Below are 15,463 nucleotides of genomic sequence, written 5' to 3' on the forward strand. Positions count from 1 at the left end.
GTAGCGACAGGACCGCACATGGACAATCCCGAAAGGGGGCGCATATTGCGGGGCATGGAACACAAGACCGATATCCTGATCGTAGGCGGCGGCCTGAATGGCCCGGCTTTGGCTTTGGCGCTGGCACAGACGGGGCATTCCGTCACCGTCATCGACAGTTTGGCCCAAAAAGTCCGCAAGAACGCGGCGTTTGACGGACGTGCCTATGCACTGGCGCTGGCCTCGCAACGGCTGCTGGATGCAGTGGGTGTGTGGGGCAAGGTCGCCGATCACGCCCAGCCCATGCTGGAGATCAAGGTCACGGATGGACATGCGGGCGCAGGCCCCTCTCCGTTCTTCATGCATTTCGACCATGCAGAGATCGAAGAGGGCCCGATGGGCTTTATGGTCGAAGACCGCCATCTGCGCCGCGCCTTTCTGGACGCCATGGCCGAGGAGCCCCGGATCACGCAGATCAACGGACGCACGGTTGTCGCGCAAGAGGCTGACGCGACCGGCGTGACCCTTACACTGGATGATGGCGCGACCGTTTCGGGTGGGCTGCTGGTGGGCTGCGATGGCCGCCGCAGCGGCACCGCCGCGCGCGCAGGGATCAAGCGGACGGGGTGGGATTACGGCCAAACCGCGCTGGTCTGTGCGATTGAACATGACCTGCCCCATCACGGTATCGCGCATCAGTTCTTCATGCCCCCCGGCCCGCTGGCCATCCTGCCGCTGACCGGCAACCGCAGTTCCATCGTCTGGAGCGAACGGACCGAGGCTGCCGAGCGCATCAATGCGCTGCCCCAGGCCGACTATCTGCAAGTCTTGCACCCCCGGTTTGGGGATTTTCTGGGCGACATTCGCATCGCCGGAGACCGGTTCACCTATCCGCTGAACCTGACCATCGCTAACTCCTTTATCGGTGACCGCATGGCTCTGGTCGGGGATGCCGCCCACGGGATGCACCCGATTGCAGGCCAAGGGCTGAACGCTGGTCTGCGCGATGTGGGGGCATTGGCCGAAGTTCTGACGCTCGCCGGACGGCGCGGCGAGGATATCGGATCGGTGCTGGTGCTGGAGCGCTTTCAGGAATGGCGGAGGTTCGACACGGCCTCTCTGGCAATGGCGACGGATGTGTTCAACAAGCTGTTTTCCAACGACAATCCGCTGCTGCGGATGGGTCGCGATATCGGGATGGGGATCGTCGGATCGCTGCCGGGCCTACGGCGCGGCTTTGTGCGCGAGGCCGCAGGGTTGACCGGAGACCTGCCCAAACTGCTGCAAGGCCGCGCGATCTAGTCTAGCTCGCGCGCCTCATCGACCAGCATAACAGGAATACCATTGCGGATCGGAAACGCCAGCCCGGCGGCTTTCGACACCAACTCCTGCTTGTCCGCGTCATAATGCAGGGTCGTGTGGGTCTGCGGGCAGATCAGCGCCTCAAGCATGTGGCGGTCAAACGCGTGTTCGGTCATTGTAAGTGGTCCTCGTTCGATCCGCCACGCATGGCAAATTCGATCAATGTTACCAAGGTCTCGCGGCGGGTGCGCAGACAGGGTGCCTCAAGCAGCGCCTGTTTTTCTTCGGGGTCGAAATCCAGCAACATCGACAGCGAATTCACCAGCAGCTCATCATCCGCATCTTTCAACGTGTCCCAATCCGTCGATAGGTTTTGCGACGAAAAGAACTTTTCCAACAGGTTCAGGAAACGCGGACGATTGAACCCGTCATCCTGTTCGGTTTTACCCAGATCGCGGTCGAACCCCTCCCACGACACGGCACAGCGGCGATAGGGGGTGAAAGCGTCCAACTCTGACCGGATGCGGAACCTCGAGACTCCGGACAGCGTGATCAGATAGCGCCCATCCTCGGTCTCGGAAAACTGCGTCACACGGCCTGCGCAGCCGATCTGGTGAAGACGCGCGTCGTCGCTGGCAGACGGGTTGGGTTGCACCATCCCGATCAATCGTTCCGGTGTTTTCAACGCATCATCCAGCATCTGCAGATAGCGCGGCTCGAAGATATGCAGCGGCAGGCGCGCGCGGGGCAGCAGCAGCGCCCCGGGCAGAGGGAATACGGAAACCGTTTCCGGCAGGTCGGCGGGATGCATCATGTACCCGAGTGTAGCTCTGATCGGAAATTAGGCAAATATCATCGAGCTGAGCTTGCGCCGCCCGTTCAGAACAATCGGATCATTGGGCTTGAGTGCATCAAAGATCGTGAACAGCTGCGCCTTGGCCGCGCCTTCATTCCATTCGCGATCGCGACGGAACAGGTCCAGCAATTGCGCGACGGCCTCTTCCACATCGCCGTTCGCGTGCAGCGCCTGCGCCAGATCGAACCGGGCCTGATGGTTGTCGGGGTCGGCCTCAACCGCCGCTTTCAGCTCGGCCACGGGGCCGGCATCGGCGGCCTGTTTGGCCAGTTCCAACTGCGCATGGGCAGCTTCCAATTCGGGCGCGTTGGAAATCTCGGCCGGGGCACCGTTCAGGATCGCCTCGGCCTGCTCCAGATCATCCGCAGCAATATGGGCGCGCACCAGCCCGCCATAGGCAACGGCGTGGTTGGGATCTTCGCCCAGAATGGCCGCAAAGGTCTGAGCAGCATCCGTGGCCGCGCCCTCGACCAGCATTTCCTCGGCTGCGGCGACGGCTTCGTCCAACTGTCCCCCGGGGCTTTCGCCACCCGCCGCTTCGATCACGCGGTCGATGAACGCTTTGATCTCGGATCCCGGCAGCGCGCCCTGAAAACCATCAACAGGCTGGCCCTTGTGAAACGCATAGACGGTCGGGATCGACTGAATGCGCAACTGGCCTGCGATCATCTGCGCCTCGTCGACATTGATCTTGACCATCTTGACCGCGCCCTTGGCGGCGGTGACGGCCTCTTCCAGCATCGGGCCCAAGGTTTTGCAGGGGCCGCACCACGGAGCCCAGAAGTCGACAATGACCGGCACGTCTTGCGAGGCTTCGACGACGTCGGCCATAAACGTGGCCTCGGACCCGTCCTTGATCAGGTCAGTGGCGGCAGGGCCGGTGGCAGTGTTCAGAAGGTCCATGGCGATACGTCTCCGGTTCAAACTTGCGCCTTATATGCAACCGCGCGTCGCGGAAACCAAGGGCAGATTTGTGCTGTTATAGGTCGAAAGTGGCAAAAACCGGGGCGTGATCACTGGGTTTCTCCCACCCGCGGGCGTCGCGCAGGACTCGGCTGGAATGCCCCGCGTTCGAGATATCGGGTGTCGCCCAGACGTGATCCAAACGCCGCCCCTTATCCGCCGCATCCCAATCGCGCGCGCGGTAGGACCACCAGCTATAAAGCTGCCCTTCGGGGATATCCTGACGGGTGACATCAACCCAACCACCTGCATCCTGTGTCTCGGCCAGCGCCTCAACTTCGATCGGTGTATGCGAGACGACCTTGAGCAGTTGTTTGTGCGACCAAACGTCATCTTCACGCGGGGCGATGTTCAGGTCGCCAACCAGAATGGATTTCTCGGGCTTTTCAGCGCGGAACCAGTCGCGCATGTCCGCGAGGTAATCCAGCTTTTGCCCGAACTTCTCATTCACCTCGCGGTCGGGCACATCACCGCCCGCAGGAACATAAAAATTCTGGATGGTCACACCGTTTTCCAGCCGCGCGGCAATGTGGCGGGCATGGCCGAGACCGGCGAAGTCCTTGTCGCCCGCCTCCTCCATCGGGATACGCGACAGGATAGCTACGCCGTTATAGCCCTTTTGCCCGCGCGCAACCATGTGGGTATAGCCCAGTTCCGCAAAGCCTTCGGTCGGGATTTTCTCGACGGGTGATTTACACTCTTGCAGACACAGCACATCGGGAGCCTCTTCCTGCAGCAATTTCAGCACGATAGGTTCGCGCAGACGCACTGAATTGATATTCCAGGTGGCAAGAGTGAAAGGCATGGGGGATTCCTTTATCGCGGTTGCGCGCGACGTTAACGCGGTAGAAGACAAGGTGCCATCGGAAAAAGCAGCGCTTTCCCAGCCTAAAATCGAGCAGGGGCGGAGTTCAAAAGCGCTTGCGCTTCGGTAAAAATCTCCTCGACGATTTGGGCGGCAGGCATGATGTCACGAACCATTGCAACACCTTGCCCAGACCAAAGTGACATCGCCTCGATATCCCCTACTGTCCCTGACAACGGAGTATAGCTCTGGTATCGGACAACGTCCTCTCCACCCGGGCGCTGCCCGATGATTTCGCCTTCGTTCGGGCGATGCCCCGGAGCGGCCGAGCCTGCTTCTTTCCACGTTTGCGCGGTAGAATTGGCTAACGCGCGATGTGGTGCTTGCGGCCATTTCACATCATAAAGATCAGTGTACCATTCGGTCTGCGCCTCAGACGCATTCAGCACTCGGCGGCGATAGTCTTCGTGTATCGTTGCCTCGGCACTGGCCAAAAACCGAGTACCGACCCAAACCGCCGATGCCCCCAACATCAACGCAGCCGCCATACCGCGCCCGTCGGCGATTCCGCCAGCGGCAACAACAGGAATCGAAACCGCGTCCACGACGGCCGGAATCAGCGCCATTGTCGCGACCTGCCCCCAGACATGGCCACCTGCTTCCCACCCTTGGGCAACGATGATGTCCGCTCCGGCATCCTGCGCGGCCTTTGCCTCGGCAGCGTTACCGACACTGACCATGACGCACAGCCCGCCTTTCTTGGCGTGCGAGATGGCCGAAGGTTCCATCCCCCAGAACAACGAAACGGCGTGAACCTGCTTGTCGATACATACCCGCAGCTGGTCTTCGTACGGGAAGGCAAGGTTCAGGTTAACGGCGAAATTGCGATCCGTCAGCGCACGCACGGCATCTATCCCGTCCGAGACCTGATCCGCAGGCTTACCCCATAGGGGAATCACTCCGTACCCGCCTGCATTACAGACAGCCGCAACAAGTTCAGGTCCAGCGGCCCCACCCATAGGGGCCGACAGAACGGGTTTTTCAATATTCAACAGAGTGCAGATTTCGTTTGCCAAGTCTCACGCCTCCCAATTCGTTGGGCAGAATTGGCACCGCGAACCACTGATAAGTCAAGCAGTTGGATCAAGACTATGGGGGAGCGCTCGAGCCAAAAAAAGCCGGGCCAAAGGCCCGGCAGTCCAACAGGGAGGTACATGTCATTACCCGGACATGCACGGGTTGGGAGTAACCTAAATATATCTTCAGAGTATCACTTTGATCTGCGTCATACCATCAAAGTTAAGATACCAACCGATATCCGCCCGATTCTGTGACCAAAAGGCGCGCGTTCGATGGATCGGGCTCGATCTTTTGACGCAGGCGATAGATGTGGGTTTCCAACGTATGGGTGGTGACACCCGCGTTGTATCCCCAAACCTCATGCAACAGCACATCGCGCGCGACAACGCCATCAGCCGAACGATAGAGAAACTTGAGGATGTTCGTCTCTTTCTCGGTCAGACGGATTTTGCGATCTTCTTCGGTGATCAGCATCTTCATCGCGGGCTTGAAGGTGTACGGCCCCAGAACAAAAACGGCATCTTCGGATTGTTCGTGCTGACGCAGCTGGGCGCGAATGCGGGCCAGAAGAACCGGGAATTTGAACGGCTTAGGAACATAGTCATTCGCACCGGCATCCAGGCCCAGGATGGTGTCGGCGTCGCTGTCATGACCGGTCAGCATCAGGATCGGGCTTTTGACGCCCTGCTTGCGCATCAGGCGGCACAGCTCGCGGCCATCGGTATCCGGCAAGCCAACATCCAGAATCACCAGATCGTAAATCGCCTCGCGGGCGCGCTCCATTGCCGAGGCACCATCTGACGCTTCGAACACGTCGAAGTCTTCGGTCATCACGAGTTGCTCACTCAGCGCTTCGCGCAGATCCTCGTCATCATCCACCAACAGGATTTTCTTAAGCTGTGCCATTCCCGGTCCTCCTAAGCCTTTTCGGACACTTGCGCGTAGAACACGCGTTCAACAAGGTTTGCTGCAATCGTCTCACGCCCTCGTGTCCGGCGAGTAGGAATTGTTTCACATTTCTTTCAGATCGCGCTAGAGGATGTTTTGACCGTTATAGGGTAACATACATGAGTCTCATTCCGGATATCTCTGAACTGCTGGCGCGGGCGCGGGCCGACCTGCGTATGGGCGTTCCGGTTGTTCTGACCGATGACACCGGGTTCAGCGTTGTCGCCATTGCCGCAGAAACACTTAGCGCACAACGGCTTGCCGATTTGCGAGGCCTGGATGGTGACCCGGTGGTTGCCATCACCGTTCGCCGTGCCGAGACGTTAAAGGCACGCGCCTATGACGGTGATTTGGCGCGGGTCGTGGTTCCGGCCGACGTCGATATTTCCTGGGTTCAGGCCGTTGCCGACCCCTCGGACGACCTGAACGCTCCGATGAAGGGGCCGTTGATGAGCGAACGTACGGGCAATGCGAACCTTCACCGTATCGCCATTGCCCTTACCAAATCCGCGCGGCTTCTGCCTTCTGCTGTTGTTGTGCAGATCGAAGATGGGCGCGGTTTTGCGGCCTCGAACGGGTTGACTTGCATCGACCATACCCGCGCTGCCCCACATCTGGCAGATCGTAGCCTGCTGAACGAGGTGGTCGCCGCGCGCCTGCCCATGGAGGTTTCCGAGGCCGGACGCCTGCACGTCTTCCGCCCCGAAGATGGGGGTGAAGAGCATTACGCCATTGAAATCGGGCGACCGGATCGCAGCAAACCGGTTCTTGCGCGTTTGCACTCGGCTTGTTTTACCGGCGACCTGATGGGCAGCCTGAAATGCGATTGCGGACCACAGTTGCGCGGCGCGCTGGCGCAGATGGGATCTGAAGGGGCTGGTGTCCTGCTTTATCTTAACCAAGAGGGGCGCGGGATCGGCCTAGCCAACAAGATGCGCGCTTATTTCCTGCAAGATCAGGGTTTTGACACGGTCGAAGCCAATCACCGCCTTGGGTTCGAGGATGATGAACGTGATTTCCGGCTGGGTTCAGATATCCTGAAGTCGCTAGGGTTCAACGCGGTGCGCTTGTTGACGAACAACCCCGCCAAAATCGCCATGATGGAAAAAACCGGCATTGCCGTGACCGAACGTGTACCTCTCAAGGTTGGTGAAACTGCACATAACCGAGGGTATCTGGCTACAAAAGCAGCCAAGTCGGGCCATCTGCTGTGACGCCAAAAGATCTGGTGCTGACGCCTCGTGGGGTTCGGTTCGCTGGCCGCATGTTTCCATGTTCAATCGGAAAAGGCGGGCGTAGTCCGACAAAACGCGAAGGCGACGGCGCCACCCCAACTGGCGAGCACCAAATCGTCGGAATGCTTTATCGGCCAGACCGGACTTCACCCCCAACCGCTTGGGCGATTCCGATCGGGCCCCGCGACCTGTGGTCTGATGATGTGTGCGACGCGCGATATAACCAACTGGTCAGCGCGCCCTACGCCTGCAGCCACGAAAAGCTGCGCCGTTCCGACCCGTTATATGATCTGGTGTTGCTCACGGATTGGAACTGGCCGAATGCAATACCAGGGCAAGGGTCGGCCATTTTTCTGCATCAATGGCGGCGGCCAGGTTATCCAACTGAAGGCTGTGTCGCCTTCCGGCGCGATCACCTCCATTGGATTGCTGCCCATGTTCAACCGGGCACGCGGCTGATCATTCCTGAGGTTTAACGCGTGCGCCAAATATCGCAGATCCAACCCGCACATGGGTCGCACCCAGCGCGATTGCGCGCTCAAAGTCGCTGCTCATACCCATCGACAAGCCTACCAAACCGTTGCGTTCGGCGATCTTGGCCAGCAAGGCAAAATGCAGCGCAGGTTCTTCTTCCACCGGAGGAATGCACATCAGCCCCTTCACAGGCAGGTCAAGGTCTAGGCACTCGGCAATAAACGCATCAGCATCAGCTGGCAGAATCCCAGCTTTCTGATCTTCTTCACCTGTATTGACCTGAATAAACAGGTCGGGACATGACCCAATCTCTTGCGCCAAACGGGCAAGAGTTTTCGCCAGCTTCGGGCGATCGACCGAATGAATTGTGCTGAATAGCTCCATCGCCTGCCGGGCCTTGTTGGTTTGCAAGGGGCCAATCAGATGAAGGTCAATATCGGGGTAGGTTGCAGAGAATTCGGGCCACTTCCCTGCAGCCTCCTGCACGCGATTCTCACCAAAGCACTTATGACCCTGTTGCAGTACATCGCGGATACGTTCGTTGGGCTGCACCTTGGAGACGGCGATCAGTTGAACTGACCCTTCCGGCCGCCCGGCGGCGGTTTCGGCTTTGGCAATACGGGCAGAGATTTCCTGCAGTGACATGGGATTCCTCATTCTGGCTTGGGGGCAGAAAAACACCATGTCGATCAAAAAGAAAAGGGCAGGTCCGAAGACCTGCCCTTAAACCTTGCGGTTCAGATCAACTTAGAAGTTGAACTGGGCACCGAAGTCTGCGCGCAGCTGCGAGTCGTCGCAGATGTCACAGTCGCTGTTGCCGATACCACCGCGCAGCGATGCACCGCCACCCAGGTCGTACAGAGCACCGATACCGTACTGCTGCAGGTCACCGTCCGCGTTACCGTCACCGTAAGCGAAGGTCAGGGTCAGAGCCGAACCAACATTATAGGCCGCCGAAACACCCCATGCGGTGCCGTCGGTTTCGTCGACTTCGGTTTTATCGTCTGCGACAAACACAGTACCCGAGAAGTCACCGAATTCTGCGCCCAGCGTCAGAACCAGCAGGCTTGGATCGTCGTCCAGGATACCGTCCGAGTCGGTTTGACCGTATGCCAGAGCAGCAGTGATGTTGTTGAAGGTGTAGGTCGCGCTGATGTCCCAACGGTCAGCGTCGTTGCTTACACCTTGACCTTGGAAGATGGTCGCTTGGTCATACGAAGCGCCAAATGCGAAGTCACCAACTGCGTACTGGAAGAACACAGCGTTCGAACCCGAACCGGTCGACGAGTATGCCAGGAAGTTATAGTCAACGCCCGAGTACTGGCCGATGAAGTTTTCCAGGCCAGGCTCGTTACCGTAGTAGTTTGCCAGGTTGTCGAATGCACCTGCGACGTTGCCCGCGTCAACACGCAGACCACCGTAGATGACCGAGAAACGCGCACCGTTCAGGCCAGCCGAGTTGGCTTCACCGGTGCTTGCATCTTCGTCAGCCTGCAGACGAACACGACCCGAGAACTCGACGCCGCCGTCGGTTTCAACGTTTGCGTCCAGGTTCAGACGGAAGCGAGAAACCAGAATGGTCTCGTCGGCTTCGTTGAAGAAAGTGTTGGTTGCACCGCTTGCAGTGGTGGTGGTGGTCGTGAAGCCACGATCCTCCAGGTAACCAATACCAAAGCGGCCATAACCGCTGAATCTAACTTCGGCCGCGGCAACCGATGCGGTTGCGATCAGAGCGGTCGATGCGAAGAGAACTTTTTTCATCTTGTTTCCCTCGGTTTCAAAGTTTTCTAACTCGACAAGTGTCATCGCACATGTCTCAGCACGGGAACCGTTTCGCTCTTTTTGCCCCCTTCACGCAAGTATGGCATAAACGTGAAGACCGCATTGGCCACAGATTGGTGCAAGGATGTCACAGTCAGTTTTGTGACCTCTTCAGTCAGTAAACCCACCCGTATGTGACAATAATAGGGTTGTTGCCGCACTGGACCTTGTCTAGGAGTATCACCTAGCAAGTGAGACCCAGTGAAACAGGACACCTCTACAATGCGCCTGCAGACGATTTTCGGCTTGATCATAGCGACCGCACTCGTGTCGACCTGCGGACAGAATCGGAGCGCTGCCCCCAACCCCAATCTTGGAAACGTGGATGGTGGACGTTCGGACGAGCGGGAACTGAACGACCCAAATCGTTCAACCATCTGGGATGTCTTCAATACAGGCAATGCCGAGCAGGTCGCGAATGTGAACCGTTATCTGTGGACGGCTTCTCTGGATGTTCTCAACTTTCTGCCTGTGCAGGAAGTCGATCCGTTTACCGGTGTAATTGTAACGGGTTACGGCACCCCACCGGGTGGCGGGCGCCAATATCGCGCGACCGTCCACATCAGCGATCCAGCCCTCGCAGCGCGGTCGCTCTCCGTGGCACTCCAAACCAGCGGAGGCAACCCGGTCAGCGCGGCGACCACACGCGCGGTAGAAGACGCCATCCTGTCCCGAGCCCGCCAGCTGCGCATCGCGGACAACAAGTTCTAGCAACTTGCCGAAAATCACACTAATACCACGCCGGGCTCTCACCCGGCGTTTTCATTCACGAAGGACCGCATGATGTCGCGCTACTCGGCCAACGAAATCGAAGCAAAATGGCAAGAGGCCTGGGACAAGGCCGGAATCTTTGCCGCCAATCACAAGGCAGAGAAGCCGAAATACTACGTGCTTGAGATGTTCCCCTACCCGTCTGGCCGAATCCATATGGGACACGTACGCAACTACACGATGGGCGACGTGATCGCGCGGCACAAACTGGCGACTGGGCACAACGTGCTGCATCCAATGGGCTGGGACGCATTCGGGATGCCTGCCGAGAACGCTGCGATGGCTATCGGCGGCCATCCCAAAGACTGGACCTACGGCAACATCGCCGACATGCGAGGGCAAATGAAACCGCTTGGCCTGTCGATCGACTGGTCGCGCGAATTCGCCACTTGTGACCCGGAATATTACGGCCAGCAACAGGCGTTGTTTCTGGATATGCTTGAGGCCGGGCTGGTCTATCGCAAAAACGCCGTGGTGAACTGGGATCCGGTCGACATGACCGTTCTGGCCAATGAACAGGTGGAAAACGGGCGCGGCTGGCGCTCGGGCGCTCTGGTCGAGCGGCGTGAACTGACCCAGTGGTTCTTTAAGATCAGCGACTATTCCGAAGAATTGCTCGGCGCGCTGGACACACTGGAAAACTGGCCCGCCAAGGTGCGGTTGATGCAGGAAAACTGGATCGGCAAATCGCGCGGCCTGCAGTTCAGTTTTGAACGCACCGATGGTGCCGAGCCGATCACCGTCTACACGACTCGCCCCGATACGCTGATGGGCGCGTCTTTTGTCGGCATCTCGCCCGATCACCCGATTGCCAAGCAGCTGGAGGCTGAAAACGCCGAAGTCGCTGAATTCGTAGCCGAATGCCGCAAGGGCGGCACCACGGAAGAGGCCATCGAGACCGCAGAAAAGCTGGGCTATGACACCGGCATCACCGTCAAACACCCGCTGGACCCGAATTGGGAACTGCCAGTCTGGATCGCGAACTTCATCCTGATGGATTACGGCACCGGCGCAATCTTTGCCTGCCCAGCCCATGACCAGCGTGATTTGGACTTCTGCCGCAAATACGGTCTGCCGGTGGTCGATACGTTCTTTGCACTGGACGATGACACCCCGGTCGACAAGATCGCTTTCGTTCCGCCGAAAACCGAGAAAGTCCGCTGGGTGAATCACTTCGCCGGCCTGACCGAGGCGACGGGTGATGAGGCCATCAACACCACCGTCGATTTCGCCGAAAAGGCGGGCTGGGGCGAAGGTGTCACCAAATATCGCCTGCGCGACTGGGGTTTGAGCCGCCAGCGCTACTGGGGTTGCCCGATTCCCGTCGTGCATTGCGATGCCTGCGGCGTGGTGCCCGAGAAGAAAGAGAACCTGCCGGTTCGCCTGCCCGACGATGTGACATTCGACAAACCCGGCAACCCGTTGGACCGCCACCCGACCTGGCGCGACTGCGAATGCCCGTCCTGCGGAGCACCGGCCAAGCGCGAAACCGACACGATGGACACGTTCGTCGATTCGTCTTGGTATTTCGCCCGCTTCACCGCGCCCCGCGCCGAAACCCCCACTGATCTGGCCGAGGCCGAATACTGGATGAATGTCGACCAGTATATCGGCGGCATCGAACATGCGATTCTGCACCTGCTCTATTCGCGCTTCTTTGCGCGGGCCATGCAGATCACCGGCCACCTACCGAAGAAAGCCATCGAGCCATTCGACGCGCTGTTCACTCAGGGCATGGTGACACACGAAATCTATCAGACCCGCGACGCCAATGGCCGCCCGGTCTATCACCTGCCAGAGGACGTGACCGACGGCAAACTGGCCGACGGCACCGAGGTCGAGATCATCCCCTCGGCCAAAATGTCGAAATCCAAGAAGAACGTGGTTGATCCGGTCAGCATCATCTCGGCCTTCGGCGCAGATACCGCGCGCTGGTTCGTACTGTCCGATTCGCCGCCCGAACGCGACGTCGAGTGGACCGCATCCGGGGCTGAGGCCGCGTTTAAACATCTCAGCCGTGTACATCGCATCGCATCGGAAATCGCCGAGTCGGACGTTCCGGCCAACGGAGAAGACGAAACCCTTCTGCGTGAGACGCATAAAGCGATCCATGATGTGTCGGGCGGGGTCGAATCCTTTGGGTTCAACGCATCCATCGCCAAGCTCTATGCCTTCACCAACACGTTGGCGAAGTCCAAGGCCGGCACCGATGCCAAACGTCAGGCCGCCAAGACACTGGCGCAACTGATGTCGCCGATGACCCCGCACCTGTCCGAAGAACTGTGGCAGCTGCTGGGCGGCGAAGGTCTGGTCGCCACCGCGCCGTGGCCCATCGCTGATGAAGCGATGCTGGTCGATGACACCGTCACCCTGCCCATTCAGATCAACGGCAAGCGCCGTGCGGAAATCAGCGTTCCCAAGGATATGGACAAGGCAGAGGTTGAAAAAATCGCGCTCAGCACCGAAGCTGTGCAAAAGGCGCTGGATGGCAATGCGCCGAAGAAGGTGATCGTTGTGCCGGGCCGGATCGTGAATGTCGTTGTTTGATCGCAGAACCCTTTTGTTATTACCGCTGGCGCTGGCCGCTTGCGGGTTCGAGCCTGTTTACGCCCCCGGCGGATCGGGTTCAGCTCTGAATGGCAGGGTCGAGGTTTCTGCCCCTAACTCGGTCAACAGCTATCTTCTGGTTCAAAATCTGGAACAAAGGCTGGGCCGCAGTGCAAGTTCGGGCTCGGACTACGCGCTGAACGTCAATGTGTCGACCGTCCGTCGACGGGCGGCGATTACGCAAACGAATGAAACGGATCGTTACACGATCGAAGGGCGAGCGGATTTCGCACTCAGATCCAATGCGACGGGCCAGGTGATCACCTCTGGCTCGGTCGCGGATTTCGTAGGTTTCTCGGCCGCAGGATCGACGGTATCCGAACTGGCGGATGAACGGGACGCGAATGAACGTCTGATGGTGATTCTGTCAGATCAGATCGTCAGTCGGCTTTACGCGACCCCGGATCTTGCGCAATGAAGCTCAGCCCGCGCGAGGCTGAGGGGTATTTTGCGCGGCCCGACACCGACAAGGCCGGGCTGCTGATCTATGGCGCGGACGCGATGCGAGTGGCATTGAAGCGCCAACAGGTTCTGGCCGCCTTGCTCGGCGCGAACGCCGAAGAGGAAATGCGCCTAACCCGAATGCCGGGGGGCGACCTGCGCGGCGATCCCGCACTGTTGCTGGATGCGGTAAAGGCAGTGGGCTTTTTCCCCGGCACGCGCGCTATCTTTGTCGAAGACACCACCGATGTTGCCGCCCCCGCGATCATTGCCGCGCTTCAGGATTGGGCCCCTGGCGATGCTCAGATCATCGTCACGGCAGGCCAGTTGAAGCCCAGTTCGAAAATCCGCAAGGCGTTCGAGGGTCATACCTCGGCCTATGCGGTGGGCATTTACGACGACCCGCCCTCGCGCGGAGAAATCGAAAGGATCTTAGGTCAGTCCGGGTTGCAGAATATCCCGCACGAAGCAATGTCGGCACTGGCCGAGCTGGCCACCGGTATCAGCCCGGGCGACTTTGCCCAGACGATCGAGAAACTGTCGCTGTACAAACGTGGCGACAGCGCCGAGCTAAGCATTGAGGATATCGAGGCCTGCGCGCCACGCTCAACCGAGGCAGCGCTGGACGATGTTCTGAACGTGGTGGCCGAAGGTCGGGCAGGCGAAATCGGCCCTCTGATCCGGCGTCTGCAGTCGCAGGGTACCAACGCGGTCAGCTTGTGCATCGGCGCGACACGGCATTTTCGAACTCTGTATGCCTGCGCCTCGGACCCCGGAGGGGCTGCGCAGGGCATCGGCAAGCTGCGTCCGCCGGTCTATGGCAAGCGGCGCGACCGGATGTTGCGGCAAGCGCAGGGCTGGGGCGCGCCAAAACTTCAAACCGCACTGACCGTTCTGACCGATACGGATCTGTCCTTGCGGTCAGCCGGGCAAACTGCGCCCGCGATGGCTTTGGTTGAACGTGCCATGATCCGTCTGGCGATGCTGGCCCGGTCGCGCTAGCGATCCAGCCACCGAACGGCCCCGCGCCCAGCCCAGCGGCCAGTGGCCAGACAGCCGGTCAACAGATAGCCCCCGGTCGGGGCCTCCCAATCCAGCATCTCTCCGGCGCAGAACACACCGGGTTTGGCCGTTAGCATCAGGTGGCCATCCAACGCGTCTCGCTGGACCCCGCCTGCAGTTGAGATCGCCTCGTCCATCGGGCGCAGGCGTGCGCCCACGATGGGCAGGCGTTTGAGCGCCGCCACCTCATGTCCTTGCGACACGGCAGCTTGCTTGGACATCTCGTGAAACAGAGCGATTTTCTGCGGCGGCAGTTTCAGCGCCTTTTTCATCCATTGCGTGAACGTGGTTTTCGCGCTTTTTGCGGCAAGCCGCGCCTGCAAGGTCGCCGCGTCCAGATCAGGCAACAGATCAACATGTAAGTCCGCGCCCGAACGCAGAGCCGGGGTCAGGGAATAAAGGCCCCCGCCCTCCAACCCGGTGGCGGAAATCGTGGCTTCCCCGCGGCTTTCCAGCTCTCCGGCCAGCCAGCGCACCGCTTTCAGCGCCTTGCCAAAATGAGGTTGCATATGGGGGCTCCACGCCACCGACAAGGCAGAGTTCGCCGGTTCAAACGGGGCCGGCGCCACACCTTTCTCTGCCAGTACCTGCGCCCAGTGCCCATCCGACCCCAGCCGCGCCCAGCTTGCCCCACCCAACGCCAGAACGGTGACGTCAGTTGCAATTGCCTGCACTCCCTCGGGCGTGTCAAACGACAGCGCGTTGCCATCCCAGCCCAGCCAGCGCCAGCGGGTTCTTATCTGCACACCCGCTTCATCCAACCGTCGCAACCATGACCGCAACAATGGCGAGGCTTTCATAGCGCTGGGAAACACTCGCCCGGTCGAGCCGGTGAACAGCTCTTGCCCCAGCCCGCGCGCCCAGTCCTGCACGGCATCTGAGTCAAATTCGGCCACCATCGGATGCAGCCAATCCGCCGCACTGCCATAGTTGGGCATCAGCGTCTGGAGCGGTTCATCCTTGGTTAGGTTCAGACCGGATTTTCCTGCCATCAGGAACTTACGCGCGACCGATGGCTTGGCCTCGGCCACCAGCACATCATGGCCCGCTGCGGCCAGCTGCTCTGCCGCCATCAGACCGGCAGGACCGGCCCCGATTACCACCGCTTGCGCCATTGCC

At 59.6% G+C, this 15,463-nt stretch carries 16 protein-coding genes; 7 read left to right on the top strand and 9 right to left on the bottom strand.

The genetic code is table 11. The annotated features are described in order from the left end of the window. Nucleotides 1–18: 18 nt before the first annotated feature. Entirely contained in the window at nucleotides 19–1,281 is a 1,263-nt protein-coding gene (locus AC2FF7_RS10790; RefSeq protein ID WP_496905625.1) for an FAD-dependent monooxygenase, read from the top strand. On the opposite strand, the gene AC2FF7_RS10795 is transcribed toward AC2FF7_RS10790, so the two are convergent. The 6 genes from AC2FF7_RS10795 to AC2FF7_RS10820 form a co-directional block, all read right to left on the bottom strand. Continuing rightward, nucleotides 1,278–1,457 (bottom strand): Trm112 family protein, encoded by a 180-nt coding sequence (locus AC2FF7_RS10795; protein WP_170355381.1) that lies wholly within the window; start codon nucleotides 1,455–1,457, stop codon nucleotides 1,278–1,280. The genes AC2FF7_RS10790 and AC2FF7_RS10795 overlap by 4 nt on opposite strands. Beyond that, entirely contained in the window at nucleotides 1,454–2,095 is a 642-nt protein-coding gene (locus AC2FF7_RS10800) for an LON peptidase substrate-binding domain-containing protein (RefSeq protein ID WP_170355382.1), read from the bottom strand. The genes AC2FF7_RS10795 and AC2FF7_RS10800 overlap by 4 nt, the downstream gene beginning before the upstream one ends. A 27-nt stretch (nucleotides 2,096–2,122) precedes the next feature. Next, nucleotides 2,123–3,040: a thioredoxin gene (trxA, locus tag AC2FF7_RS10805; RefSeq protein ID WP_496905626.1), complete on the bottom strand. Its 918-nt coding sequence runs from the start codon at nucleotides 3,038–3,040 to the stop codon at nucleotides 2,123–2,125. 76 nt (nucleotides 3,041–3,116) lie between these two features. After that, on the bottom strand, nucleotides 3,117–3,905 hold the full coding sequence (locus AC2FF7_RS10810; RefSeq protein WP_496905627.1) for an exodeoxyribonuclease III: 789 nt from the start codon (nucleotides 3,903–3,905) through the stop codon (nucleotides 3,117–3,119). 83 nt (nucleotides 3,906–3,988) lie between these two features. Beyond that, nucleotides 3,989–4,981: an NAD(P)H-dependent flavin oxidoreductase gene (locus AC2FF7_RS10815; protein ID WP_496905628.1), complete on the bottom strand. Its 993-nt coding sequence runs from the start codon at nucleotides 4,979–4,981 to the stop codon at nucleotides 3,989–3,991. A 223-nt stretch (nucleotides 4,982–5,204) separates the two neighbouring features. After that, nucleotides 5,205–5,891, bottom strand: coding sequence for a response regulator transcription factor (locus AC2FF7_RS10820; RefSeq protein ID WP_170355386.1), 687 nt, complete (start codon nucleotides 5,889–5,891; stop codon nucleotides 5,205–5,207). A gap of 161 nt (nucleotides 5,892–6,052) precedes the next feature. Between AC2FF7_RS10820 and ribA the strand changes: the two genes are divergently transcribed. Then, nucleotides 6,053–7,147 carry a GTP cyclohydrolase II gene (gene ribA, locus AC2FF7_RS10825; RefSeq protein WP_170355387.1) on the top strand — a complete coding sequence of 365 codons (1,095 nt, stop codon included), beginning with the start codon at nucleotides 6,053–6,055 and terminating at the stop codon, nucleotides 7,145–7,147. Continuing rightward, complete coding sequence (locus tag AC2FF7_RS10830) at nucleotides 7,144–7,644, top strand: L,D-transpeptidase family protein (RefSeq protein WP_480866477.1); 501 nt, start codon at nucleotides 7,144–7,146, stop codon at nucleotides 7,642–7,644. The genes ribA and AC2FF7_RS10830 overlap by 4 nt, the downstream gene beginning before the upstream one ends. Here the strand turns inward: AC2FF7_RS10830 and AC2FF7_RS10835 are convergent. After that, on the bottom strand, nucleotides 7,628–8,287 hold the full coding sequence (locus tag AC2FF7_RS10835) for a YggS family pyridoxal phosphate-dependent enzyme (RefSeq protein ID WP_496905629.1): 660 nt from the start codon (nucleotides 8,285–8,287) through the stop codon (nucleotides 7,628–7,630). The two genes, AC2FF7_RS10830 and AC2FF7_RS10835, sit on opposite strands and share 17 nt — an antisense overlap. A 102-nt stretch (nucleotides 8,288–8,389) precedes the next feature. Then, nucleotides 8,390–9,403 (bottom strand): porin, encoded by a 1,014-nt coding sequence (locus AC2FF7_RS10840; RefSeq protein WP_496905630.1) that lies wholly within the window; start codon nucleotides 9,401–9,403, stop codon nucleotides 8,390–8,392. Between the two features lie 282 nt (nucleotides 9,404–9,685). On the opposite strand from AC2FF7_RS10840, the gene AC2FF7_RS10845 reads away from it, so the two are divergent. From AC2FF7_RS10845 to holA, 4 genes are all read left to right on the top strand, one after another. Then, the gene (locus tag AC2FF7_RS10845; RefSeq protein ID WP_170355391.1) at nucleotides 9,686–10,174 is read left to right on the top strand and encodes a DUF3576 domain-containing protein; all 489 of its coding nucleotides are present in this window, start codon (nucleotides 9,686–9,688) and stop codon (nucleotides 10,172–10,174) included. Between the two features lie 72 nt (nucleotides 10,175–10,246). Then, entirely contained in the window at nucleotides 10,247–12,781 is a 2,535-nt protein-coding gene (leuS, locus tag AC2FF7_RS10850; protein WP_496905658.1) for a leucine--tRNA ligase, read from the top strand. Further along, complete coding sequence (lptE, locus tag AC2FF7_RS10855; protein ID WP_480866485.1) at nucleotides 12,768–13,259, top strand: LPS assembly lipoprotein LptE; 492 nt, start codon at nucleotides 12,768–12,770, stop codon at nucleotides 13,257–13,259. Before leuS ends, lptE begins: the two co-directional genes overlap by 14 nt. Further along, nucleotides 13,256–14,284 (top strand): DNA polymerase III subunit delta, encoded by a 1,029-nt coding sequence (gene holA / locus AC2FF7_RS10860; protein ID WP_480866487.1) that lies wholly within the window; start codon nucleotides 13,256–13,258, stop codon nucleotides 14,282–14,284. Before lptE ends, holA begins: the two co-directional genes overlap by 4 nt. Here the strand turns inward: holA and AC2FF7_RS10865 are convergent. Then, nucleotides 14,281–15,459: a TIGR03862 family flavoprotein gene (locus AC2FF7_RS10865; RefSeq protein ID WP_170754584.1), complete on the bottom strand. Its 1,179-nt coding sequence runs from the start codon at nucleotides 15,457–15,459 to the stop codon at nucleotides 14,281–14,283. The two genes, holA and AC2FF7_RS10865, sit on opposite strands and share 4 nt — an antisense overlap. Nucleotides 15,460–15,463: the final 4 nt, after the last annotated feature.

Source organism: Ruegeria sp. YTSC325 (assembly GCF_059609525.1).